Genomic DNA, 25,738 nt, shown 5'->3' with positions numbered 1-25,738 from the left:
GAACAAATATGAACAAATTAGCAAGTTTAGTTTTATTAGGCTGTGTAGCGCTAACAGGCTGTGAAGATGCCAAAGAAGTAAAAGAAGATGCAGCAGAAGCCAAAGCTGAAGCTCAACAAGCATTAGGTGATGCATGGAATGAAGTAAAAGAAACCACCAATGAGTTTAAAGGTGAATCACTTGATGAACTGCTGCAAGAAAGTAAAAAATTGGGTCTTGATATGTACGACGATGGCAAAGAAGTTGCCCTTGATGCCTGGATTGAAAGTAAAGAAGCCGCTGGTGAATTAACAGAGAAAACCAAGCAAAAAGCGCAACAGCTCGTTGACGAATTACAAGCTGCACGTGAAGAGCGTGAGAAAGAAAGTAATAACTAAGTCCTGCACTTCAAACAGCTATTTTATCTAATTAGGCTGCCCTTAAGGCAGCCTACATTCGCAGTATAATTAAAGCAGTTCGGCTGATTTAATCAGCATTCAAGTTAAGTAATTCATAACCTGCCAATACATCGCTTAACTCTGCATCAATAGCGCTTTGTCTTAGCTCATGAAATTCTTTGCCAAGGTTGTCTAATAGCTCTGCTATGTTTTTTTCTGCACGCTGCATCGCCGCAAGCCGGCTGGCATTTTCACTGGCCAACGACTCGGCACAGGCGCGATAAAGCGAAATAAATATATATTCGCGGATCAATGCCCGTAATGTCATATCATTACAGCCTAAAATTTCGGGTAATCGTTTTGTCGGCCAAGGGATTTGCGCTAGCTCTCGTTGCCATTTTTGATCAAGTGGCAATAATCGTTGTGATATTGGCTGATACTGGCCGCCCGATTGCATCTGGTTATAAAATACATAAACACGGGCAGCGCTTGCATTAGCAAGGTGTGTTTCGCTATCAATTTGAATTTGCCCAACCAACGCGGTGATCTCATTTATGCTAGTGGGCACCGGAAAACTTTTTTCCATAGATAAACCGGCATCGGCGAGTCGTGAGTAGACTCGCTCACCCACCGCCCACACTTGCAGTTGTGTGGTCTGAGATTGCGCGCCTAAATCGGCCAGTGCTTTAATTGCAAAGTCAGCAATATCCTCATTAAACTGCCCAACTAGACCTTGATCGGAGCCAAACACAATAACACTGACTATATTATCGTCCTGTTTATCTGTGTTCGAGAGTGCGCCCACGGCAGCTAAATTAACATCAACAGCCTGTATCGTAGCGCTTAATCCTAATTCTACCGTTCGATAGTAATCGCTTAATGAGCTGACCGATTTCTCGTATTGACTAATACTCGATGCGGCAAGCGCCTTCATCGTCCGCACCACGCCTTTTAAATCGCTGGCACTGTCGATTTTATGACGCAAATTAGCAGCGGTATTACTCATGGTTGTTCAGAGCCTGCAGTGGCGAGTTACTATCATCAATTCTCGTCAGCGCTTGTTTTGATAGGGCAATGATATGTTTGTGATCCTCATCATTTAATGATCCTGAGATTGCTAATCGCGTTGATAATTCAGCAGGCAAACGATTGATAATACCTCGTAACGCATTTTTTGCTGCGGTCATTTTTGCTAATGCAATGGTATCAAATAGGCCCGAAGTCAAAGCAAGTAATAATATGATTTGTTCAGCAACTGCAAGCGGAGATGATTCTGGCTGGCGTAAACTGGCGCGAATACGGCGACCATGCTCAATTGATTTTGCGGTATCTTGATCTAAACGCGCACCAAAGCGAGCAAATGTTTCTAGCTCTTCAAATTGTGCATAAGTCAATTTTAGGTCACCCGCTACAGCCCGAAACGCTGCTAGTTGAGCTTTGCCGCCAACACGCGAAACAGATTTACCAACATCAACAGCGGGTAAAACACCCAATTCAAATAACGATGGGGATAAATATATTTGCCCATCGGTGATCGAAATTAAGTTGGTGGGTATGTAAGCTGAGATATTTTGTGCTTCTGTTTCAATGATAGGCAGTGCAGTAAGTGAGCCACCGCCAAGTGCTTTATTTAATTGGGTGGCGCGCTCAAGTAAACGTGAGTGAATATAAAAAATGTCGCCAGGAAATGCTTCACGCCCAGGTGGACGACGAAGCAGCAACGACAGTTCACGGTATGCGCGCGCATGTTTGGTTAAATCATCAAAAACAATCAGTACATCTTGTCCCTGTTGCATATAATATTCCGCGATACTCATCGCTGCATACGGGGCAATGTACTGTAAGCCCGCTGGTTCATTGCCTTCGGTAACCACAACCACAGTATAAGCCATTGCCCCTTGTTCACGTAATGTCGCCACGGCCTTTGCCACACTCGAAGCCCGTTGCCCTATCGCGCAATAAACACAGAGCACATTTTTATCGTGTTGATTGAGAATAGTGTCGATGGCAATCGCGGTTTTTCCGGTCTGTCGATCACCGAGAATAAGCTCCCGTTGTCCTCGTCCTATTGGGATCAAGGCATCAATAACAATCAGTCCCGTTTGTAACGGCACAGTTACCGCAGCGCGATCCATTATCGCCGTTGCCGTGCGTTCGATTGGTAAATGCTGCGTGGCATGTATCGGCAATCCATCATCTAACACCTGGCCAAGAGGATTAATAACGCGCCCCAATAACTCATTACCCACAGCGATATCCATAACGTGACCGCTGCGTCGAACCTCATCACCGGCTTGTAAATGTGCGTAATCACCCAGTAATACCACGCCTAACTCATCGATATCGACATTGAACACGATACCGCGCACATTGCCAGCAAAGATCAGCATCTCTTCAAAACCGGCACTGGGTAATCCTGATACTTTGGCGATACCGGTTGCAATATTGGTGATTATACCCACCTCATACGATTTCATTTCGGGCGAAAATGCCTTACGAGCTTTTGCTATTAGGGCGAATGAATTGTCGAAAATAGTATCGAGTGTTTCGCTATGAGAGGCTGTTGTTGCTTGGCGAATTAAAGCCGAAGATTGGCTGCTATTAGTTGTATTAGTTACATCACTCATGGTGGTTTTCAATGTTAGTGATGGGTTGGCTAGTACGTACTTTGCCTTTATCTTGCCCTTGCTCAGGCAGCTCATCATCTAGTTTATTATCACTATTGTGCTTAGTTTTGTTATCGGCTGGGTCCTGAACCACCGCTTTGCCATTTTGTTTTAGCAGCGCCACAACGTCTTGTTCAAGCGACTGCAGGTAGTCAGCAATATTCCAGCCTAATTTTTGGCCATTGGTACTCAATTCGATACCACTGATAAGCTCTGCTGAGGTGGCAAACTCTAAATCAATGTCGGCGCCAAATGTTGCTTTAATCGCTTTATCAATAGCAGCGCGCTCGGTATCTGGCAACTCAAATGTACTCGTTAATAATGGCGGTTTTTTGCTGGCTTTGAGTGCGTTTACTAGCGTCGTTTTTGCCGCTGGCTGCAACTCACTTAATTGCGCTATAAATACCTCTGTGACTTGCTGCTCTAAACTTGCGCTTGCAAGGTCATGTAAGGTTTTGCGGGTGATAGCAAATACTTCATCGCTGGTTTTGCGCCTCAGCATATTGGTCAGATTTTCCGCCTCCGCGGCCATTATTTGTTGATGTTTATCATGTAATGCAGCAACGTCGTGTTGTGCCTTATCCAGTAACTGCTGTCGTGTTGCATCCGCATCATCTTTTGCTTGCTGTAATAACGTGTCACGCTGTTGAGCAAATTGGTTATTTTTATCTTCAAATATAGCTCGCTCAGCGCTGGCCTGTTGCTGTTTAGCCGCAGCATTATCGAGCTCATCGGCAATGCGTTGCTCACGGGCGTCAATAGCATGCAAAATAGGTTGGTAAAGATAACGTTTTAACAACCATACCAAGATCAAAAAGTTAACAGCCTGTGCTGCTACAGTGAACCAGTCAATTAACATGGCTTACAACCCTGTGGCTTGCGCGATGGCATAATTCCAAAACGGGTTTGCAAAAAGTAAGATCATCGATACCACAAAACAATAAATCGCTGTGGATTCAACCATCGCCAAACCAACAAATAAGGTGCGCGTGATGGTCGTTGAAGCATCAGGCTGTTGAGCCAAGGCACTCAGTGCAGCAGCGACTGCACGTCCTTCGCCAAGAGCCGGACCGATACACCCAATACTGGTAGTGATCCCCGAAATAATTATCGAGGCGATTGCAATCATTGTCATACTGTCCATGGGTTCTCCAAACTCTTTCATTGTTAAAGTAAGCAAAAATGTAATGTTAAGATTAATTGATGTTCATTATTGTCGCATTCACTTGCTGTCTGATCTGTTATCCGGTTGGCGAGTTTGTGTTGCGGCCGCAATATAGACAGCTGCAAGAATAGTAAAAATATAGGCTTGCACTATGCCAGTTAGTAGCCCTAATGCCGTCATCACGATAGGGAAAATAAACGGGGTGATGGTCAACAAAATAGCAATAATCATCGCACCACTCATCATGTTGCCAAACAAGCGCACGGCCAACGCCAATGTGCGTGACAATTCACTAATGATATTAAATGGCAACATAATCATGGTCGGCGCCATATAAGATTTGAGATAGTTAACAACGCCCTGCTGTGCAATGCCAAACATTGGCACCGCGATAAATACACTAAGTGCCAGTGCCGCTGTCGTTGATAGTGACGCTGTAGGCGGCTGATAGCCCGGAACAATAGTGAAGATACTAGCACTCACCAAAAATAAAAATAAGCTACCAAGAAAATAGAGATATTTTTTCGCCTGTTGCAAACCAACTTCTTCTATTTGCGTTGCAATCCCGGTGACTATAATTTCTAAAAAATTTTGCCAGCGCGAACGTTGCAAGTTAGTTGATATATTGCGAGTGATCAGCATAGCGCCAAGGGTCAACAGCAGCATCAGTGCCCATGTAAAAGCAATGGTTGCATTAATTTTCACAAAGCCAAGCTGCCAATAAATCACTACATCGGGACTAAGGTGCATGTTGCGATCCTTCATGTGGATTAAGCTGCTCAATAGCGGCTGCTTGCTGTACGGGTGTATCCAATCTAGCTGTCATTTTCGCAATCACGCGGGCTGTGATAAATCGTGCGCAAATAAATCCAAACAAACAGATCAATAAACGTAGCAATGATGCATTCGCCATTTCATGGCTTATAACTAAGTAAAAGCCTGCGATAGTGACTGTCATACGCACCAGCAAACTGCTTAATAACCACCACGCCGGATGCGCCGAACGGATACTTTTTTGTACCGTCCACCAAAGACCTACGAAAAAAAACCCACCCAGTGCTAAACCTAAGCACCAGATCAGCATTAAGTTCACTGTATCACTCATCATTATGTTCCTTCTCTGCGGTGACTTTGTGCTCTTCACCTATTGCCAGATCTTCTTTCTCTATCCAATGCCATGCATTAAAACAACCAAGTGCCAAACCTGCGACTAACAAGGCGAGTGTCCAAGATCTTTCACTCGGATAATGACCATCAACATAGACTCCGATACTTGCTCCCACTAAGGTAGGTATCGCGACGGACCAGCCAATTAACCCCATCATTCCTAAGCCAAACCACACTCGTTGCTGCGAATGACTGCGCGCTTTTAACTTGCGCGTGGCTTTAATACCGACTTTTGTCGCTAATGTCGGTTTTGCCTTAGTAGCTGTTTTCAACTTACGCTCATTCATATTATTTGCCTTGCTGAGGGCGCTTTACTGTTGTTTAAAGCTAACAAACTTATGCAGAAAACCGCTTTCTAACTTTGCCATTACTGCACGCACTTGCAGGGCTTGCTCATTGATTGCGAGAAAGTCTTGCTCTACAGCGGCGCGTAACTTAGTTAAATCGCTATCAACTAGGGCATTACGCACAGACACCAAAACATCGAGTCCTGTTTTCACCAACACACCTTCATCGACGGCTACGAAGATTTCGCCCTCGGCGATGGTTGAGAAAGTCAGAATGCCCGGCGTAAGCACCGCCACACAGTCAAGCCGATGCGGTAATAAGCCGTACGACCCACTGCTCGTTTCGACAATAATGTTGCTGATATCGGTTTTATCAATAAAGATCTGTGAGGGTAAAAGCAGTTTAAGGTGCATGTTCATTGTCTGCTCCACCCGCTTTGGCGGCATTTTTCACTGTACCTGCGGTGTCAGTGGTAGTTGATGCCTGTTTATTTGCTGTGCTCTTTCGTTTTGCTTCATCGATATTGCCTATCATATAAAGCGCGCTTTCAGGGTAATCTTTAAATTCATCGTTAAGAATACGCTCGCAGCCATCTAACGACTCATCAAGACTAACAAGTTTGCCTTTATGATTGGTAAACTGTTCGGTGGTAAAAAATGGCTGAGTAAGAAAACGCTCCAGCCGACGCGCACGCCCAACGACGGAACGATCTTCCGGCGACAGTTGCTCTAAGCCAAGCATCGCAATAATATCTTTAAGCTCAGCATACTGAGCCAAAGTACTGCGCACTTTTTGCGCCAGTTGATAATGGCGTTCACCAACAATACCTGGACTGGCCATTTTAGAGTTTGACTGTAAGGGATCAATAGCGGGAAATAGTCCTTCACTGGCACGTTGTCGCGACAATACAATAGACGCAGATAAGTGCGAAAACGTATGTACCGCAGCCGGATCGGTAAAATCATCAGCAGGCACATACACAGCTTGAATAGAGGTAATAGCCCCATTCTTGGTATTCGCAATACGCTCTTCTAGGCTGGCCAATTCGGTGCCCATGGTCGGTTGATAACCGAGTCGTGACGGCATTTGAGCCATCAAACCAGAGACTTCAGAGCCCGCCTGAATAAACCGAAAAATATTATCAATTAATAGCAATACATCACGGTGTTCATCATCGCGAAAATACTCAGCCATGGTTAACGCCGCTTGACCAACCCGAAACCGGCTCCCTGGTGGTTCATTCATTTGACCAAACACCATCACCATATTCGGCAATACACCTGCCGCTTTCATTTCCCGATAAAGCTCTTCACCTTCTCGACAACGCTCACCTATACCGCAAAAAATGCTCACCCCTTTATGCTTGCCTACCATGTTATGGATCATTTCAGTGAGCAAAACTGTTTTACCGACCCCAGCACCGCCAAACAACCCTGCTTTGCCGCCTTTTTCGAGCGGCACGAGTACATCGATTACTTTGATACCGGTTGTGAAAATTTGCGACTGTGTAGAGCGCTCACTAAGTGTTGGTGGTGCTCGATGTACCGAGCGCCATTTAATATCTGTCAAACTGCCTTGGCGGTCTATCGGTTTACCAAACACATCAAACATCCGCGATAAAATACCGCTGCCAACCGGTGCTAACAACGGGTTACCACTGTCTTTAACTGGCATTCCGCGGGCAAGCCCTTGCGTTGGTGTTAAAGCAATACACCGTACCTGCTTGGCATTGCGTTGCTCTAACACTTCAATAACGACTTGCTCTGTATCACCTAACGCGATATCACTCAGATCTACGGTCAATATTGAGTGAATACGCGGCAACTTTGTCGCAAAACAGACGTCAATTACACTGCCGCGTATTGCTATTATATTGCCAACATTTATCTTATTATCAGCAGGTTGCAGGAAAGATGTGGTCATACTGATGAAGTCCAGCGCCAATCACGAATTTCTGGCATATCGAGGCCATTTTTGTTGATATATTTTTTATGTGCAATTAACTTTTCATGTAATAACTGCTTAAGCTCGATGCCTTTCGCACCGGTTTGCGGTAATCGTTCGAGTGCATCAATAACTAAGTGAAAACGGTCAATTTCATTTAATACCGTCATATCAAAGGCGGTGGTAATTGTGCCTTCTTCCTTATAGCCGCGAACATGGATATTGTGATGATTAGTGCGACGATAAGTGAGTTGATGGATAAGTGATGGGTAAGCATGAAAAGCAAATATTACTGGCTTGTCGGTGGTAAACAACGCATCAAAATCTTGGCAATTCAATCCATGCGGATGTTCGGTTTCTGGCTGTAAACGCATCAAATCAACCACATTAACCACCCTCACTTTAAGCATTGGCAAATATTCACGCAAAATTGATACTGCCGCCAATGTTTCGAGTGTAGGCACGTCACCACAACAAGCCATAACCACATCAGGCGTTTGTTCAATGGCGTCGTGACTAAGATTGCCAGCCCAATGCCAAATACCAATTCCTTGTGCGCAATGTTTTTCAGCCTCTTCCATTGTTAACCATTGCGGAGCTGGGTGTTTGCCGGCAATCACCACATTGACGTAATGACGGCTGCGTAAACAATGATCCATCACCGACAATAAACAATTTGCATCGGGCGGTAAGTAAACGCGAACAATCTCCGCTTTTTTATTGACGACAACATCGATAAAACCCGGATCTTGATGAGTAAAACCATTATGATCCTGACGCCAAACATGAGATGCCAATAAATAATTAAGCGAGGCAATTTTAGGCCGCCACGACAATGCCAATGATACTTTTAACCATTTTGCATGTTGGTTAAACATAGAATCAATAATATGAATAAACGCTTCGTAACAGTTAAACAAGCCGTGACGGCCAGTCAGCAAGTAGCCCTCAAGCCAGCCTTCACATTGGTGTTCACTGAGCATTTCGACCACTCGGCCGCTCGCTGCTAAATATTCATCATTGGCATTAGTGGTCACATTCCATTGCCGACGGGTGGTTTCAAACAAGGCAGCCAAACCGTTGGAAATAGTTTCATCGGGACCAAACACCCGAAAATTTTGCGCTTTATCATTTAACTTAGTGACATCCCGCAGAAATGGCGCAAGCACTCGGGTATCACCCACACCGCGTACACCAGGCGTTGTCACCTCGCAGGCGTAATCTCGGTAATCGGGCATTTTTAAATCTTGTAGTAATAAACCGCCATTAGCATGAGGATTTGCCCCCATCCGGCGTTCGCCTGTTGGCGCCAACGCGGCTATCTCTGGTAACAAACAACCACGTTGATCAAACAGTTCTTGTGGTCGATAACTACTTAACCAGTCACTTAATAACGCTAAGTGCCTGGGATGATTCACCGGTGCTGAAATAGGCACTTGATGGGCGCGGAAGGTTCCTTCAATTTTATATCCATCGACTTCTTTAGGGCCGGTCCAGCCCTTTGGCGAATTAAGTATGATCATCGGCCACGCCGGACGATTTAAGTCACCCTTTTCACGCGCATTTTGTTGGAATTTTTTAATAAGCTGCACGGCTTCATCAAGGGCTGCCGCCATCGCTTGGTGCATCAGAGTTGGCTCATCACCCTCCACAAAAATAGGCGTCCAACCATAACCACGCATTAACTGCGTTAATTCATCTTTGGGAATACGGGCAAGGATCGTTGGATTAGCAATTTTATAACCATTGAGATGCAGTATTGGTAATACAGCGCCGTCAGTGGCTGGGCTGAGAAACTTATTACTATGCCAAGCAGTTGCAAGCGGCCCCGTTTCAGCTTCACCATCACCAACCACACAAGCAACGATTAAATCGGGGTTATCAAACGCCGCCCCAAAAGCATGACTTAGGGAGTAACCCAACTCGCCACCTTCGTGGATCGAGCCAGGGCATTCTGGTGACGCATGGCTAGGGATCCCCCCTGGAAAAGAGAACTGTAAAAACAGCTTTTGTAATCCTGCTTCATCTTGACTGATGTCTGGGTAGATTTCACTGTAGCTACCTTCAAGGTAGGTATTCGCCAACACTGCAGGTCCGCCGTGGCCAGGGCCTGAAACATAAATCATATTTAAATCGTGTTGTTTGATCACCCGATTCAAATGCACATAAATAAAGTTCTGACCTGGCGTTGTCCCCCAGTGTCCAAGTAACATAACTTTTATATCACTGAGTTCTAAAGGACGTTTTAACAAAGGGTTGTTGGACAAATAAATTTGACCAACCGACAAATAATTAGTCGCTCGCCAATAAGCATCTATCAGATATAATTGTTCAGATGTCAGTGTTCTACTCTTATCCTTGGCTTGCATCTTTGCTGCTCCAAAGAGCGTTTGTGCGACGCTCATAAAGACATAAGGAGTCTTAAAATTATGCAATTAAAAGACTAACTTTTATTGATTTCTTCCTTCATTTTGACAAATTCTTGTTGCTCTATATCACCACGCGCATACCGTTCATTAAGAATGTCGATCGCCGTTTTATCAGTGTTCGCAACATAACGACGATGTGTGCGATAACTGTAACCCCAATGACTAAAACTCGAAATTAACAAAAACCATATACCGATCCATAAAAACCAACCCCAACCAATATACCAATCGTTCCAATAGCCATGATCCATTTGTATTCTCCTATTGAATAATCACAATAAGACAACAGTGTTGCTGCCGCCTTCTATACCATTGTAAAACGAGATAACTTCAGGCTCTGTGCGATAGCGTACTCATCACCATTAATCTTTGCTGCAATAATTTAAGGCTTAAAAGCGTTCCAAGAATAGACCAGATTTTTTGCTCTCGTCGTAGCCTTAGCACTTTCCCTAAATAGATGGATTTAAACTGCAGTTACAACAATTTAAAGATAACTAATAGGCATTTAGACTCTATTAAAACAAGCTTGAATACGGCTAAGATTAGCTATTGCCGAGCCAACCTTTGCGCCTAAAAAATATGAGTAATCCGATAGTGATCATAATAAAAACAGCCCAAATAAGTGGGTAACCCCAACGCCAGGTCAACTCCGGCATAAATTGAAAATTCATACCATAAACTCCGGCAATAAATGTTAATGGGATAAATACCGACGCCATAATAGTCAACATTTTCATGATCTCATTCATCCGATTAGAGATAGCTGACATATACAGGTCGGTTAAACCACTTGCGATCTCTCGATACGATTCAACAATTTCAACAATTTGAATGGTGTGTTCATAAACATCGCGTAAATATGGCCGTGTGGTCTCATCAATTCTGCCGCCCTCTTCACGGTATAAGTGGTCAACAACTTCCCGCAGTGGCCAAATAATACGCCGCAGCAATATCAGCTCTCGTTTGATGCAATAAATACGATGCAGCACCGGTGGCGATGGGCTTTCTAAGGTCAAAAGCTCAAGATCTTCGAGGATATCGCCGTACTTTTCTAGTACGGGAAAACAATAATCAACAACAGCATCGAGCAAGGTATAGAGCAAATATCCGCTACCATTTTTTCGAATGCGACGGTTTTCGTTCTGCAGGTGATCACGGATCGGTTGCCAAACATCGTCTGGGGCTTCCTGAAAAGAAATGAGTACTTTGTCATACACAAATATACTTACTTGCTCGATATCTGGCACCGAGTTTATTAACGTATCGTCAGAGTTATGTTTGGAAGGCTTGAGCATGCGCAAAACCACAAATAAATGATCATCAAAAAACTCTATGCGGGGCCGTTGCGGAATGTGCAAAACATCTTCTGCAATCAATGTATGAAAGGCAAAATGTTGTTGAAACAAACTAATAATATACGGATGGATTGTGCTGACATTAAACCACCTGACTTTAACCCACTTGGGCATCGGCTTGCTCAGAAACTCATCAAGGTTAGTAATTTCATTGGTTTCGATCCGCGTTGGTGAGTAATCCGTACAAGTAATTGGTACAGCGCCGGGGATGGGCGGCTCCAGCGCATCGGCAATATGCTCAATGCCGGGTAATTCTCCTGGCTCAATTTGATGGTTCTGTTTATTGACTGAATTAGTTCGCGATAAATCAAATGTAGGATCAAGTAATGAAGCGACTAGCTGCTCTTTTGCAGCTTGCCCTTTGATGGTTTTTTTAATCCGCTTCATGGTTATGGTGAGCTTGTGCTTTGTTTTACTGCTAAGTCGGATCCCTTGCTCCAATAGCCTTCCCTTGCATAATGCGCGTGCATAGCAATTTCCCAATCACGATCCATTTCAACCAATGGATCATAAGCGGGAGCGCCTTGAATTTCTGCACGAGTGTGATTCACTTTGACGGATGACTCAGCCCATTTCAGATCATTAAACCAATGCGGAGCCACTAAAATATCATGACCTATCCACCAATCGTTGGCTCGCACAATGACATAACGTATGGCAAAGGTGTGCTCATCAATTAATAAACCTCGTATATGCCCTATTTCACCGTCAGAGCCATTAACGACGGATCCTTTAACCTTTTGCCAACTGCGTAAATGCGGATCATTGTGTTGAGAGTTTGTATCTTGTGTGGCTTCAATGGTATTGGGTTGTTGATTAGTCGTGTCGTTTTCTAGCATCCCCGCGACAGGATAAAGACCATTGCCCCATATACCGGTGCCGCCCCAATAAACAGGGTAACTGTAGTAGCTAAAATATTTTATTTCTTGTTGTCTTGAAACCGGCTTATGGGCGCTAATGTCAGGACTATGATCGAGTTGCTTTTGGCTCAAATTCACCGGCATCTTTTTATTGAGCCAATCAGGCGTATTTACCGCTATGGGCGAAACTAGCACTTCGCGTTTGAAAAACCAATTATGGGTGGTAACCACAAGATAACGAATCGCCCAATCTTCATCATCAAAATATAAATCATTGATTTTGCCTAAATCGCCATCGCTTGATTGGATCTTACATGCTTTCAAATCATCTGCACTGTGCAACATAAATTTATTCCTAGTAGCATAAAGTTCGACATTCTTTACATGATTTTACGGTAAATAATCAGATGTTCTGTTCGATAGCAAACTTAGCGAAAAGTTAGCTTTACTTGAGGTTATAGATACTTAAGCTTACAGCGCGGTAAAATTTGCAGCTCACAATGACTGAGTCTCACGCGGCATAAGTAACTCACACACCATCTTGGCAATCATTTGTTCTTCATCGCTATGAATAACATGGACTGTTACCGCCCCACCAGCAATGGAAATTATATCTTCGTGGTTATTATTACGGGTTTGCTCGAGTTCAATACCAAGATACTGCATGCCAGCACAAATTTTTGCTCGTACACTTGCCGCATTTTCACCAATCCCCCCACTAAATACCAAGGCATCTAGTCCATGCAAAGAGGCGCTATAAGCCCCGAGCCATTTTTTAGCCTGATAACAAAATAGTTCGATTGCCTGTGCGGCACGTTGATCGGTATTTTCAAGTGGTAATAAATCTCGCATATCTGCACTAATTTCAGATACCCCTAACAGACCTGATTGATGATTAAGGAGATGATTGCATTGTTGACTATTGATATTTTCATGCTGCTTAATGTAGTGAATAACCCCAGGATCTAAATCGCCACAACGTGATCCCATGACTAACCCACCACAAGGTGTAAATCCCATACTGGTGTCAATGCAACGACCATCAAGTACTGCAGCCATACTCGCACCATTGCCTAAATGGGCGAGAATAATTCGCTGCGGCAATGGGGTGTTTTGGTAGCGATCAGCCAATGCGATCATTAAATATGTATAGGAGATACCATGAAAGCCATAACGCTGAATACCTAATGCATCAAACCGACGCGGAATTGGCAGCAACTTTGCTACTGGTGGTAATGAATGGTGAAAGGCGGTATCAAAGCAAGCGACCTGCGGTAGTTTAGGAAATTGTTGCTGCAGAGTGTTAATCAGCAAGATTTCGTTCGGTAAATGCTCTGGCGCATAAGGAATAATATGCCGTAGATCAGCCAATAGTGCAGGCGTAATAAGCTCCGGCTTTGCATGTTGCCAGCCATGAACCAATCGATGGCCGACGGCCGTTATTTTTTCAAAACCAATGTGTTGTTGCAACCAATTGATTAAAAACTCGGCGGCACCTTGATGATCACCACAATCAGGTTGAAAGCGGCCATCCAGATTATGCTGCTTATCAACAAAGGTTAATAAAGTCCCTGCCATACCAATACGCTCAATTTTGCCACTTAACAATGGCGTTGCTAAACCCGCGGGAGTAAATACAGCAAATTTGATACTCGATGAACCCGCATTAATAGTAAGGATCTGCATATTCGCAGCTGACATTGTGACTCCTTGAACATAACGGTAGTAAAGTGAACAGCATGCTCGCTTTATTACCGCGTAAATTAGTGGTTGGCGAATATGATTAAAAATGGCAGCTAGAATTCAAACCGTCGCTATTTATTAAGCGATGGCTTTTAGCTTTTTAGTATTTGCTGACCTAGGTAAATGATATCTGGTAAATTTTTTTTAGCGGCTCTAGCTTTAGCTTTAGCTGACTTTTTATCACTCGGCTTGAGAGTATGCGCTAATTTTTTCATAGTTACCTCTGCATTATAGTTGTCTTAATCTCTTAATAACTCGGTGTAAAAACGTAAGCGTTAGAGTCGACGGTTAGTGTACTTGCTGCGGTAATGCCGTTTATAGATCGCTGGCGTCTGGGTGTTTACGGTGCTCTGCTAATGTCTTTTTTGGCTTATTAGCGGATTGTTGAAATTGTGGTTTTTGCCCGCTGTAAATGGTCTCTACAGCAGCGGCTTCTTGTTCATTTGGCATTTGTGTTACAGACTGTTTCTGAGTATTTGCAATTTTCATAATGACCTCTACCATCTTGCCTATTACGTGATTGTAAAAGGCTAACAAGATGAGTTTAAGGTGAGCTCATTTAACTATCTGTACGCTAGAGCACTTTACATGCTGAAATTTGTATCAAGTGCAGTTAATAGGTACTAAACATGTATATTAAAAATTATACCATGCTTGGAATTCCTCCTAATCGGTCCGTTTCCTTTTTAACCACTGCGTAACATTCACAACACAGCGCCTCAAGTTTTCGCCTGTCTGTCACCGTTATATGGCCACGTTTATAAGTGATCACGCCTAACTTTTGTAGTTTACCGGCAGCTTCAGTGACGCCTTCTCTTCTCACGCCTAACATATTTGCAATCAACTCTTGAGTCATCGTTAAGTTATTGGTTCTCAGCCGATCGAGAGAGAGTAATAACCACCGGCACAGTTGTTGATCAATAGAGTGGTGGCGATTGCAAACCGCAGTTTGTGCCATTTGCGCAATTAATGCTTGGATGTACCGTAATAGCAACATGCGAATTGTGGCATCATTATTAAACTCGCTACGTAATATGGGCGCAGATAAGCAATACGCGTACCCCGCACTTTGCACAACCGCCCTTTTAGGCGTACTTTCCCCGCCCATAAAAACAGCAATTCCCACTAATCCTTCATTTCCGACAACCGATATTTCAGCTGATGAGCCATTTTCAGTGACATAAAGCAGTGAAACAATACAGTCTATCGGAAAATACACGCAAGTAAGATTTTGTCCAGACTCATATATCACCTTACCCAAAGGCAACATGACGAGTTTAAGTTGAGGAAATATTTTATTTTTAGCTGCTAAAGGGAAGAAGTTTAATAACTTGTTAGCGTTTGGACTATTCATATTATTCCTTGAGCACTTTATTATAGACGCTCTTTAAGCAGTAAACACTCAATGCAGTAGGCATTGCATGATTGCTACCACGTTATTATGTTCTATCATCTCTTTATCTTTATTGATCTAGATTAACGATTATAATTTGCAGATAATTTTATGTGTCGTGAACTCACCCGAAAACCTGATTAATATAGATTATAAAGTATATTAATTAGTCTACCGGCCATTATGTTAACGGCTTAGTTGCCTACATAACTGATATGTGTGGAAAATGATTTGCACGTCATTTTTAGCGCCTAACTTCAATAAATATAACGAAATCGTTATGCCGTTATGTTAGCGAAAAGTGAATATACATCTTGCGCGCTATTCAGTGCTTTGCCAAGACAAATTATTGAATTTTGCTCATTGTCTGCTGTTATTTATGGTTTTCTAATTTTCACATTAGAATTTGTACTATTATTTCAATGGATTAAGCTTGTTTAAAAGTTTGCTAGCCATCATGCCCTCGTGATTTTTTCTGATGCATTACTTTATTATTTACGCTGCACAGCAACATAATATCAATAAAAATGTTTTTTTACTTGACGCTCGCCGATATCGTCAAACGATGATAGCCGTCTTTGAGCTCCACACTCACCAATGAGCCTTGGTTAGCTAATAAAGTGCCATTAAGCTCTGCATGCAATAGATTATTCGCAAGCGGCACTTGATTATTTACTGTTATATCAAAGTGGCTATTCGCGATTTTTATTGCAACGCTAAATTCAGGCCAATGCTCAGGTATACAGGGTTGAATAATTAAATTTTTACCCTCACGACGAATACCTAAAATACCTTCTAACCCCGCCTGATACATCCAACCAGCAGCACCGGTATACCAAGTCCAGCCACCTCTGCCAACATAAGGTGAAATTGAATAGATATCAGCGGCTACGGCATAAGGTTCAACTTTATAGCGTTGTACTTTTTCACCATCACTGGCGTGATTAATCGGATTAACCATGGCAAATAAATCCACGGCTTTTTTCCCTTCCCCCTGTTTAGCTAATGCTAAAATAAACCACATAGCAGCATGACTGTATTGACCACCATTCTCTCTTAAACCGGGCGGGTAACCTTTAATATATCCAGGATTATGAGTGGTTTGATCAAAAGGCGGGGTAAATAACAAGGCCAACCGTTCTTGCTGCTTGATAAGATGAGTTTCAACGGCAGACATGGCTGTAATGACTTTGTGTTGATCTGTACCATTTGCTAATACCGCCCAAGATTGAGCAATAGAGTCGATTTGACATTCATCATTACTTTTTGAACCAAGCCAAGTACCATCATCAAATGTTGCTCGACGATACCATTGTCCATCCCATGCTTGTTCATCAATACAAATACGCACTTTTTCAGCATGTTCTTGCCAATGCTTGCCTCGTAGTCGATCCGCCTCATTTTCTTGTTCGAGCGCATAACCGGCAAATAAGTCTATAGCACGTATCAACAACCAGCCAAGCCATACACTCTCGCCCTTGCCAGCCGCTCCTACTAGGTTCATGCCATCGTTCCAGTCGCCGGTTCCCATCAATGGCAGGCCATGCTCACCCGTTAACTGAATACATTGATCCAGTGCGCGAGCACAATGTTCAAATAGACTGGCAGCCTCTTCGCTAACGTTCGGTTTAAAGTAGGCATCATGCTGCTCTTTGCCAAGCGGCTTGCCCTCTAAAAATGGAATAGGTTGCGTTAATATCGCTTTATCAGCCGTTACTTTTATATAGTTTGCGGTTGCCAGTGCTAACCAAACGCGATCATCTGAGATATGAGTTCGTACCCCTTGTCCGGAATGCGGTAACCACCAATGTTGCACATCACCTTCAACAAACTGCCTACCCGCGGCACGTAAAATATGTGCTCTGGTTATTGCTGGCTGACTTAGGGTGATGGCCATACCATCTTGCAGTTGATCACGAAATCCGTAAGCACCACTGGCTTGATAAAAAGAAGATCTCGCCCATATTCGACACGCTATAGTTTGATACATCAGCCAGCCGTTGAGCATAATATCCATGGCGCGATCCGGGGTTTTTACCTGCACTTTATTTAATAGGGTTTGCCAATGGTTTTGTACACCGGCAAACACCTCATCCAGATCTCTTTGTCGGTAATTGCTAACCAATTCTAAGGCATGTTGCTCACAGTCGCCTTGGCCAATAAACATGATAACTTCACGGCTTTCACCATCAGCAAGCTCAATATTTGTTTGTAAAGCGCTGCAATGATCATAACCTGCCCCAACAGTGCCAGATAAAGATACCTGCTGACTTAAAGCCCTTGGCGCAGCCTTGCTGCCATTGCGGCCAAGAAATTCGCTTCTATCGGTTGTCCACGCAGTTTGTGCACCTGCCATATCAACAAAAGCAACTCGTTCTGGAAATGCCATTCCCCACCGATTATGCAATAAAATTGTATTGCTGTTTGTATCCAACGAGCTGGTAATAAAACAGTCAGCGGTACTTCGCGATGTGCCAAGGACCCATTCCACATAAGCCGTTACTGACAGCCGACGTTTTCGACCTGACTCATTGTGTATGGTTAATCGAGAGATTTTAATTGCATCGTCCAGTGGCACATAATGCAATAAATCTAATGATAGTCCGCTAACCTGATGCTTAAACCGACTGAAGCCAAAACCGTGATGTATTATATAACTGCCCTTGTCCTGTAAAGGCTGAGCCGTTGCAGTATAAATTTCGCCGCTGTCTTTATCACATACATAAGCAATCTCACCAATGGGGTCTGACACGGCATCATTTGACCAGGTGGTCAGTTGGTTTTCTCGGCTGTTTTCTGACCACGTATAGCCACTGCCTTCAGCCGAAACATGAAAACCAAAACGCGGGTTAGCAATAACATTGAGCCAAGGTGCAGGGGTGCATTCACCATTGTGCAAACGGATGACATATTCACGCCCATTATCAGCAAAACCGCCTAAACCGTTAAAAAATTCCAGCTCTGGTAAGTGCGCTTTTGGCAATGGTGTATTCGTGTTTAACGTCCGTGGTTGCTGATTTAGCATGCTAGTTAACGCATGCTTGCGCGTTTTTGCCGTACGCAAAAAAAACTGCTTATTAATAAAGCCATGGCGGGCGACTAAAACCACTCGGGCAATAGCATGCAGCATATCGCGAGTCCCGCTGTTTATCATGTCAGCACGAAATACATGCACGGCTCCAATGCTCTGCTCTGCCAAATAATCATGATTAAAAGATGGCCGAGATTGGCTACTTCGCACAGCCGTCTCAATTGCATTATGTAAGTCTTGCATGTAACCCGATGGGTGTTCATTGATGATCACCAGATCGACCGCTAAGCATTTCATTCGCCAGTATTCATGGGCCCGTAAAAGCTGCTTAACCTTTGCGATATCTTCAATATCATCAATTAATAACAACACGATGGGGAGATCACCAGAAATTGACTGTGCCCACAGTTCAGACTGACACTTAATGCCTTTGATGATATCCGCTGATGACGCTTTAAAGCGCGGATCTGCATATAAAATTGGCGCGGCTAAACGTTGAAAATCTGCCACCTCGGTATATTCGCTACCTAAGTGACGAAGCTGTACTTGCGCTTGGGTCCAGGCCAGCGTTTTTGCTCTATCATAAGCATTCGCATCGTGGTGCCTGTCTATCATTGCTATTAGTTTTTCTTTGGACGACGCCACCACAGTCCAAAATGCGATGTTCACGGCTCCTTGCGCAGGCACTTTAATACGATATCGTAAGGACAATATGGGATCCAGTACACACCCCACCGTATTTGATAGCTTCTTACTCGAGGAGCATGAGGTTAGAGTCATGGCTTGTGCATTGACTAAGTTATTACCCCGCCCGATAAATTCAGCACGGCTGGTTTCATATTGTGGCTCTGCCGTTATCTCCCCCTCTATAATTGCAAAATGGCCAAGCCAAATATCAGCGTCATCGGCAGAGCGTTTGCGCCGCGTCGCGATAATCGCTTTATATTCTTGATTAAACTCGGTCTGCACAAACATCTTCGCAAAGGCGGGATGGGCATTATCATTCGCTGCTGTTGCAAGTACTAATTCTGCAAATGACGTAAGCTCTATTTCATGACTGAAATGACCTTGATTGCTTATTGCTATTTTTCTCACTTCACCATCATCTTCCCCCGACACTAACACATCCATTGTGGTGGTTAAGTTTCCGTCTATTTTCATAAACCTTGCGTGATCTTCGCTAAAAACACATGGCGTAAACTCACCACCAGAGCTCGTAAAGGGTTGCGCAGTACTTGACCAAGACTTAGCGGTTTCAACATCACGCAGCAGAATAAATGAACCACTGTTGTCACAGCTCGGATCGCTATGCCATCGCGTAATCGCAAAATTCCCCCAGCGGCTATAACCTGTGCCAGTTGCCGTTAACATGACGGTATAGCGTCCGTTTGATAATAGATGCGTGGTCGGCTCAACATCCATTGCAACCTTTATGTGCCTAACTGTATTCGCTTCACTGGCATTCACACTGGCAGATTCCCTGACTTCTTCAGCGCGAGGATGCCCTATTGCAACATCTCTGGGCATTCTTTCTTGCAATAGTAACTCACAGGCTTGGATACATGGCTCTCGATGAAAACGCGAACGCATTAAACCATCGCGTAAACAATTTAAAATAGCGACAATGGTCATGCCCTGATGATGCGCCATAAAACTGCGAACAATGGCAACGTTGCTGCCCGACTGCACACGTGAAGGAGTAAAGTCTAACGCTTCAAAGAAACCATAACGCCCGCATGCTCCAATACTACGTAACCGTTGATAGTTTTCTACAGCAGCAGCGGGATCAATCATACTTGCCAGGCCTGTCGCATAGGGGGCAATTACCCGGTTTTCTGACAGCCCTCGCTTTAAGCCCAAACCTGGCACGCCAAAGTTAGAATATTGATAGGTAAATTCAATGTCTCGGGCATTAAAACCTGACTCAGAGATCCCCCAAGGGATCCCCAGTTGCTTAGCGTAACTTTGTTGGCGTGCAACCACTAAACGGTTGGTTTGTTCAAGTAAACTCCCTACTGGCGCGCGCATGATCAAAGATGGCATAAGGTATTCAAACATCGAGCCTGACCAAGAGATCAGTGCTGAACCTTTACCTAACGGCGTTGCGGTGCGCCCTAAATGAAACCAATGTTTAGTCGCCACATCGCCTTTGGCAATAGCAAACAAGCTGGCCAACCTCGCTTCGGATGCCAGTAAATCATAACAGTTAGCATCAAGACTATTGTCAGACTGCGAATAACCAATCGATAGCAACTTTCTTTCTTGATTAATTAAAAAAGCAAAGTTCATCCCGTTAGCCATCTCTCGCGCTGTTTTTGCTAACTTTTTCAATTGATGTATTAAGTTAACATCTGCTTGAGGCGAACAAATGTTCAATTGATGATCTTGTAATTGCTCGCCAGCCAAGGTCGCTATAGCTTCAAGCCAAAACCTAATTTCATCACAGGTCGCATCCGTAGTTAGCTCAAATACTGGTAGCTCTATGGCGCGGTTAACTAATTTAATTATGCTAGGGGTGATATGCTCTATCGTAGCCGCAGTATCAATCAGCGTGGTTATTTCAGCCACAGTAGCATTCAGTAGCTGAGTATCTTGTGAGTCAATTAAAGTATTCGTTGTAATGGCCTCACTCAGCAAGCTGAGGTTATCTTGCATCCCCGTGTTGCAATGATGAGCAGCTGGCATCTGTTGCCATTCATCCAAAGCATTCGCCAAGGTGATCAAGTGACCGGCAAAGTTACCACTGTCCACTGATGAAACGTACGCTGGATTTAACGTTGCTAAGTTTTGGGTGGCGTACCAATTATAAAAATGCCCTTTGCACTTAGCTAACTTATCAAGGGTGGCAAAGGTTGCTTCTAAACGATTAATCACAGCGTGCAGACCTATCCAACCAAAATCTCGCGCAGCAACGGCTGACAATAAATACAGTCCAATATTAGTGGGTGAGGTACGATGCGCGATCACCGGTTCTGGCTGTTGTTGAAAATTGTCTGGCGGCAACATATTGTCTTCATCAGTCACAAAGGTTTCAAAATAACGCCATGTTCGGCGAGCGGTCAATCGAAGCACATCAGCATATGGTGCTACGTTATCCAGGTTGCCTGTCGCAATAGGACGGCTACTGTAATAAGCGGATAGAGGAGCTGTTAGCCACAGTAATAAAAATGGCAACACGAGCGGCCAAGTCGCTGGCATATTGATCTGTATCGCAAAGCATATTAGCTGGCTAACGAGTGTGCCTTGGTACATTGTTTTATAAAAGCCGAGGATATTCAGCCGCGGATCACCATTGGATTGTGCCGAGCTGGTCCATTCTAAGAGATGACTACGAGTGACAAATAAGCGAATCAATGTTCGCCCGATGGCATCCATGGCTCGCCAACTTTGATCAGGTAAAAATACCACTTTAAAAAACACTTGCGCCGATGCCAGACGCAAATCCCCAAACCACATGCGAATATGATGACGAAATTCGACACTAGGCCTTGGTGGAATAAGTGAAAATAAACAGGGAGTAAATACTGGAATGGCGATGGTCGCTAATAATAAAACCGTACTTATTGCTGCTAATGGTAATGGCAATAGCCAACATAACAGCAATGCCAAAAAGGTGATGGGTGCAATTAAAGAGCGTCTTAGGTTGTCCAATAATTTCCATCGACCAACCCAGGACACGGCATCTGCGCCAGAAAATTTACCGAATATCCAAGGTAATAGCTGCCAGTCTCCTCGAGTCCAGCGGTGTTGCCGTTTTTCTAATACATCGTAACGAGCTGGAAACTCTTCAACAACCTCAACATCCGACACCAGCGCCGCACGCGCAAATATACCTTCAAATAAATCATGGCTTAGCATGACATTTTCTGTTACTCGCCCTGCAAGGGCTGCTTCAAATGCATCAATGTCGTAAATGCCTTTTCCGGTATAAGAGCCTTCGCCAAACAGATCTTGATAAACATCTGAATTTGCCGCAGCGTAAGGATCCATCCCGCCCGGACTGGAAATAACGCGCTGATAAAAAGACCCCTCTGCACCAATAGGCAATGAAGGCGTGACACGAGGTTGAATAATGCCATAACCGGCTTCAATCCGCTGTGTCTTAACATTAAAGCGAGGACGGTTAAGTGGGTGCCCCATCCGGCTAATAAGCCGTAAGGTAGTATCACGCGGTAACCGCGTATCTGCATCAAGGGTGATCACATAGCGAACATTCTCTGGGACCTCTAATGTTCTGCCAGTCAAGGGGATAAAACTAGTATCAGTGGCTCCTCGCAGCAAACGGTTCAATTCATGTAATTTGCCACGTTTACGCTCCCACCCCATCCATTTATTTTCACTGGGGTTAAATTGCCTCCCCCGATACAATAGTAAAAACCGCTTACCCGCAGGACCAGATGGGTAAAGATGATTTAGATGGTCTATTTGTGCTGCCACTATTGTCAGCATTTGATTATCGCTTGCTAGCACTTGTTGATCGGCATCTAAACCATCAACTAATAATGCAAATATTAAATCGCCATCGACCCCACCTAAATAGTGCACTTGTAAACGCTCTACTTGTTGACAAAGATCGCTTGAATTAGTCAATAATGTTGGCACCGCGACCAAAGTACGTAATGACGTTGGCACACCGGTTTTAAATTCAAGCCCAGGTAACGTGCCGTTTCTCAGCCGCCAAGTGACCGAACGATTAATAATAGCGGTTGAAATTTCGGTGGCGGGTAAAAACCCGATAATTATTAATACTAAAAATAAATCGAGCGGCAATTGGCGAAAACCAAATAAAGAAATAGACCCAATCACTAACCCAAGTGCCAAGAGTACAATTGATGCGGCATAACCTACTAAGCCGATTTTGATATGCAATCGGCTCAGCCAAAGCCTTAAATTAGGCCGAAATTTTAGTGATTGTTCAAACTGTGCTCTGCCCTTGTCTATTAAGTAATAACCAGGATCGCCAAGGCGCTCGGCTTCTTGCTGGTTGTCGGTATTTTTCTTTGCATCTCTGCCCGCCTGCAGTGCCAGCTTAGCCACCTTAACTTCAGAAAGTTTTGAGCCTCGCGCTAGTTGTTCAATGGCATTGCGATATAGATTACGAGTAACCGCATCCATGTCACCAAACGCACTTGCACAACGCAATTTTTCATCAACGAGACTGACCTTTTCAAAAAGATCAGTCCAGTCCATATCGGTGATCAACCGCATACTGGTTATGATATTACGAACAGTCACATTGGACGCACCTTCGCGTTGCTGCGAATGTTGAACTACATCATCAACGCAAAGACCTTGTTCATTTAGTTTTTGTTCTAACCATTTCAGCGCAGGAGTGATATGTGGATCTTGATCCCGTAATCGTTTCGCAAGTTGTGCTGCAAAAACTTCCGATAAAGGGGCTGATGAACGCGCTTGCATCTCAGCTAATAAAACGGTATCAGCGCTGCCTGACATCATCAGACGGTCAGTGAGCTGATCCGCATCATCACGGTCGCTGCGACCAACAGAAATTTGGTCAACAAGTCGGCGTAAATTTTCAATTAACACTATACGTAAGGTAATCGCGACGGCCCATAGTTCGCCGATAGTGAGAATATTGATGGTTTGATAGGCTTTAATAAACTTACAAAGGCTCTGCTCGTCAAAATGGCTATCCGTGTGAGCAACATACGCCCACGCTAAACCAAAAACTCGTGGATATCCCGCAAAAGGGCCACTGGCTAGCTTTGGTAATTGGCGATAAAAGCCATCCGGCAGATCATCTCTGACTTCACGAATTTGTTGCTCAATTAAATGATAATTATCCAGTAGCCATTCAGCCGCCGGTACAACGCTATGCCCTGTAGCCAATGCTTTGGCGTTAGCATGATAGGCTGCCAACAATACTGATGCATTTTGTTTGAGACGAACCTGTAATGACACAACTCTGGCAGTTGATTTTGACACTGCTTGTGCTTTAGCCAAACTGATTGCATGCTGCACTAATCGCTCAACTCCAAACAGTTCTTCGCGAACAGGCTGAACACTATTCCACGGTGGTTTTGCAAATTGAGAGCAAAAAAATGCAGAAATAATATTTGACATAGTTGTCCCTAATTCTCTGCTGATTAGCGATCGCTAATTGAGAGTACTATTTTTAAAATGAGCTCATGCTTGTGAACAGCTTAATTTCCAGAGCCATACTTTTTGCGTTCGATTCAGGATAATGTAACTGGAAAGTTTTTATGATTCGGTACGACAGCGCACATAGTCATTATCTGTTGCGATATAGCGCAGAGCATTATCTGCTATTTATAAATGGCTAATGTTTGTTGGTAACTATTCACCGCTGCAAAATAACATTGACAGGATGATTGCTCGAGGCCAGCTCTGGACAAGATCTTAATCTGTCCGCGGTTATAACTTATAATTCCCTGCTGTTGTAAATAACCTGCCGCAATCGTCACTGCGCTGCGCCGTACGCCCAGCATGTTCGCTAACAACTGATGTGTTAACTGCAGATGCTCTGAATGAGTACGATCTTGTGTCATTAATAGCCATCGAGCGAGGCGTTGCTTCACTTCATGAGCGTTATTGCATGCGCCCGCTTGCGCGAGTTGTTGCATCACCACGTAGAGATAATTGAGTATTAATTTTCTAACCAGCGGATTGCTTTCTAACCGGTGATTAAATATTGCGGCGTCCATGCGCAGCGCACGCCCTGAGCTTTGGACAATCGACTTCATAGCAGCGTTTGAGTTTTCAAGCGCAAGCGTGGCACCTAACATGCCCTCATTACCAATTAACCCCATCGCAACAGGCTGTTTTTCGACAACCTCGATAAGTAATGAAATAAAGCCCGTTACTGGAAAATAAACATATTTTATCGTTTCCTCAGCAATATTCAGTGTTTCGCCGAACAACAGTGCTACTGGCGTGCAATGTTCAACAAACCATTGGTATTCGAGTCTAGGTAAATAGTTTAATAAATGGTTGCTTACAACCGGTGAGGTGCACGTTGCAGTCACTCAGACCTCCAATGGATAAATCCATATATCAAAGAACGTAATAGTTATTGATAACTTGGACTAACCCTAGTTTTTCGTCTGTGCGCTACAGCGCTATACTTGAAGAGATACTAATTTTAATAAACAGGAGGAGCTAACCGAGGTGAAAATCTCTGCTCACGACATACAACAAAAAGCAAAAAGCCAGTAACATCGCTGTTACTGGCTTTTCTAAGATGGTGCGGTTGGGGGGACTTGAACCCCCACGCCCGAAAGCACTACCCCCTCAAGGTAGCGTGCTGTCTCTTATACACATCTCCGAGCCCACGAGACT

The 25,738-nt window shown here is 44.0% G+C and carries 20 protein-coding genes; 1 reads left to right on the top strand and 19 read right to left on the bottom strand.

All coding sequences use genetic code 11. The annotated features are described in order from the left end of the window. Positions 1-8 precede the first annotated feature (8 nt). Complete coding sequence (locus tag ENH88_RS00460; protein WP_304178331.1) at positions 9-377, top strand: hypothetical protein; 369 nt, start codon at positions 9-11, stop codon at positions 375-377. 88 nt (positions 378-465) lie between these two features. Here ENH88_RS00460 and ENH88_RS00455 read toward each other — a convergent pair whose 3' ends face one another. The 19 genes from ENH88_RS00455 to ENH88_RS00365 form a co-directional block, all read right to left on the bottom strand. Further along, positions 466-1,383, bottom strand: coding sequence for a F0F1 ATP synthase subunit gamma (locus ENH88_RS00455; RefSeq protein ID WP_304178329.1), 918 nt, complete (start codon positions 1,381-1,383; stop codon positions 466-468). After that, positions 1,376-3,004, bottom strand: a complete 1,629-nt coding sequence (locus ENH88_RS00450; protein WP_304178327.1) for an alternate F1F0 ATPase, F1 subunit alpha — start codon at positions 3,002-3,004, stop codon at positions 1,376-1,378. The genes ENH88_RS00455 and ENH88_RS00450 overlap by 8 nt, the downstream gene beginning before the upstream one ends. Continuing rightward, entirely contained in the window at positions 2,997-3,902 is a 906-nt protein-coding gene (locus ENH88_RS00445; protein ID WP_304178324.1) for a F0F1 ATP synthase subunit B, read from the bottom strand. Before ENH88_RS00445 ends, ENH88_RS00450 begins: the two co-directional genes overlap by 8 nt. Before the next feature lie 3 nt (positions 3,903-3,905). After that, positions 3,906-4,187 (bottom strand): F0F1 ATP synthase subunit C, encoded by a 282-nt coding sequence (locus tag ENH88_RS00440; protein ID WP_145242870.1) that lies wholly within the window; start codon positions 4,185-4,187, stop codon positions 3,906-3,908. 78 nt (positions 4,188-4,265) lie between these two features. Next, positions 4,266-4,958: a F0F1 ATP synthase subunit A gene (locus ENH88_RS00435; protein ID WP_304178320.1), complete on the bottom strand. Its 693-nt coding sequence runs from the start codon at positions 4,956-4,958 to the stop codon at positions 4,266-4,268. Beyond that, a complete protein-coding gene (locus ENH88_RS00430; protein ID WP_304178318.1) occupies positions 4,948-5,316 on the bottom strand; it encodes an ATP synthase subunit I in 369 nt (122 codons plus the stop codon). Before ENH88_RS00430 ends, ENH88_RS00435 begins: the two co-directional genes overlap by 11 nt. Next, positions 5,306-5,662 (bottom strand): AtpZ/AtpI family protein, encoded by a 357-nt coding sequence (locus ENH88_RS00425; protein ID WP_182731038.1) that lies wholly within the window; start codon positions 5,660-5,662, stop codon positions 5,306-5,308. Before ENH88_RS00425 ends, ENH88_RS00430 begins: the two co-directional genes overlap by 11 nt. Positions 5,663-5,686: 24 nt before the next feature. Then, a complete protein-coding gene (locus tag ENH88_RS00420) occupies positions 5,687-6,082 on the bottom strand; it encodes a F0F1 ATP synthase subunit epsilon (RefSeq protein WP_259397106.1) in 396 nt (131 codons plus the stop codon). Beyond that, a complete protein-coding gene (gene atpD / locus ENH88_RS00415; protein ID WP_304178314.1) occupies positions 6,066-7,586 on the bottom strand; it encodes a F0F1 ATP synthase subunit beta in 1,521 nt (506 codons plus the stop codon). The genes ENH88_RS00420 and atpD overlap by 17 nt, the downstream gene beginning before the upstream one ends. Beyond that, complete coding sequence (locus ENH88_RS00410; protein WP_304178312.1) at positions 7,583-9,976, bottom strand: phosphoketolase family protein; 2,394 nt, start codon at positions 9,974-9,976, stop codon at positions 7,583-7,585. The genes atpD and ENH88_RS00410 overlap by 4 nt, the downstream gene beginning before the upstream one ends. A gap of 74 nt (positions 9,977-10,050) precedes the next feature. After that, positions 10,051-10,287 carry an SHOCT domain-containing protein gene (locus tag ENH88_RS00405; RefSeq protein WP_304178310.1) on the bottom strand — a complete coding sequence of 79 codons (237 nt, stop codon included), beginning with the start codon at positions 10,285-10,287 and terminating at the stop codon, positions 10,051-10,053. A 291-nt stretch (positions 10,288-10,578) separates the two neighbouring features. Then, positions 10,579-11,778, bottom strand: a complete 1,200-nt coding sequence (gene corA, locus ENH88_RS00400) for a magnesium/cobalt transporter CorA (RefSeq protein WP_304178306.1) — start codon at positions 11,776-11,778, stop codon at positions 10,579-10,581. 2 nt (positions 11,779-11,780) lie between these two features. After that, positions 11,781-12,596 carry a PRC-barrel domain-containing protein gene (locus ENH88_RS00395; protein ID WP_304178304.1) on the bottom strand — a complete coding sequence of 272 codons (816 nt, stop codon included), beginning with the start codon at positions 12,594-12,596 and terminating at the stop codon, positions 11,781-11,783. 150 nt (positions 12,597-12,746) lie between these two features. Next, a complete protein-coding gene (locus tag ENH88_RS00390; RefSeq protein ID WP_304178301.1) occupies positions 12,747-13,952 on the bottom strand; it encodes an acetate/propionate family kinase in 1,206 nt (401 codons plus the stop codon). A gap of 134 nt (positions 13,953-14,086) precedes the next feature. Further along, complete coding sequence (locus ENH88_RS00385) at positions 14,087-14,209, bottom strand: hypothetical protein (protein WP_304178300.1); 123 nt, start codon at positions 14,207-14,209, stop codon at positions 14,087-14,089. Between the two features lie 100 nt (positions 14,210-14,309). Beyond that, positions 14,310-14,483 carry a hypothetical protein gene (locus ENH88_RS00380; protein WP_304178298.1) on the bottom strand — a complete coding sequence of 58 codons (174 nt, stop codon included), beginning with the start codon at positions 14,481-14,483 and terminating at the stop codon, positions 14,310-14,312. 154 nt (positions 14,484-14,637) lie between these two features. After that, on the bottom strand, positions 14,638-15,348 hold the full coding sequence (locus ENH88_RS00375; RefSeq protein ID WP_304178296.1) for a Crp/Fnr family transcriptional regulator: 711 nt from the start codon (positions 15,346-15,348) through the stop codon (positions 14,638-14,640). Between the two features lie 574 nt (positions 15,349-15,922). Next, positions 15,923-24,502, bottom strand: coding sequence for a GH36-type glycosyl hydrolase domain-containing protein (locus ENH88_RS00370; RefSeq protein WP_304178293.1), 8,580 nt, complete (start codon positions 24,500-24,502; stop codon positions 15,923-15,925). Between the two features lie 203 nt (positions 24,503-24,705). Then, positions 24,706-25,425 (bottom strand): Crp/Fnr family transcriptional regulator, encoded by a 720-nt coding sequence (locus ENH88_RS00365; RefSeq protein WP_304178291.1) that lies wholly within the window; start codon positions 25,423-25,425, stop codon positions 24,706-24,708. Positions 25,426-25,738 lie beyond the last annotated feature (313 nt).

The organism is Pseudoalteromonas prydzensis (assembly GCF_011050055.1).
Taxonomy (GTDB): Bacteria; Pseudomonadota; Gammaproteobacteria; order Enterobacterales; family Alteromonadaceae; genus Pseudoalteromonas; species Pseudoalteromonas prydzensis_A.
Note: the sequence above shows the minus strand (reverse complement) of the source record. Positions and strands in the feature narration are given on the sequence as shown.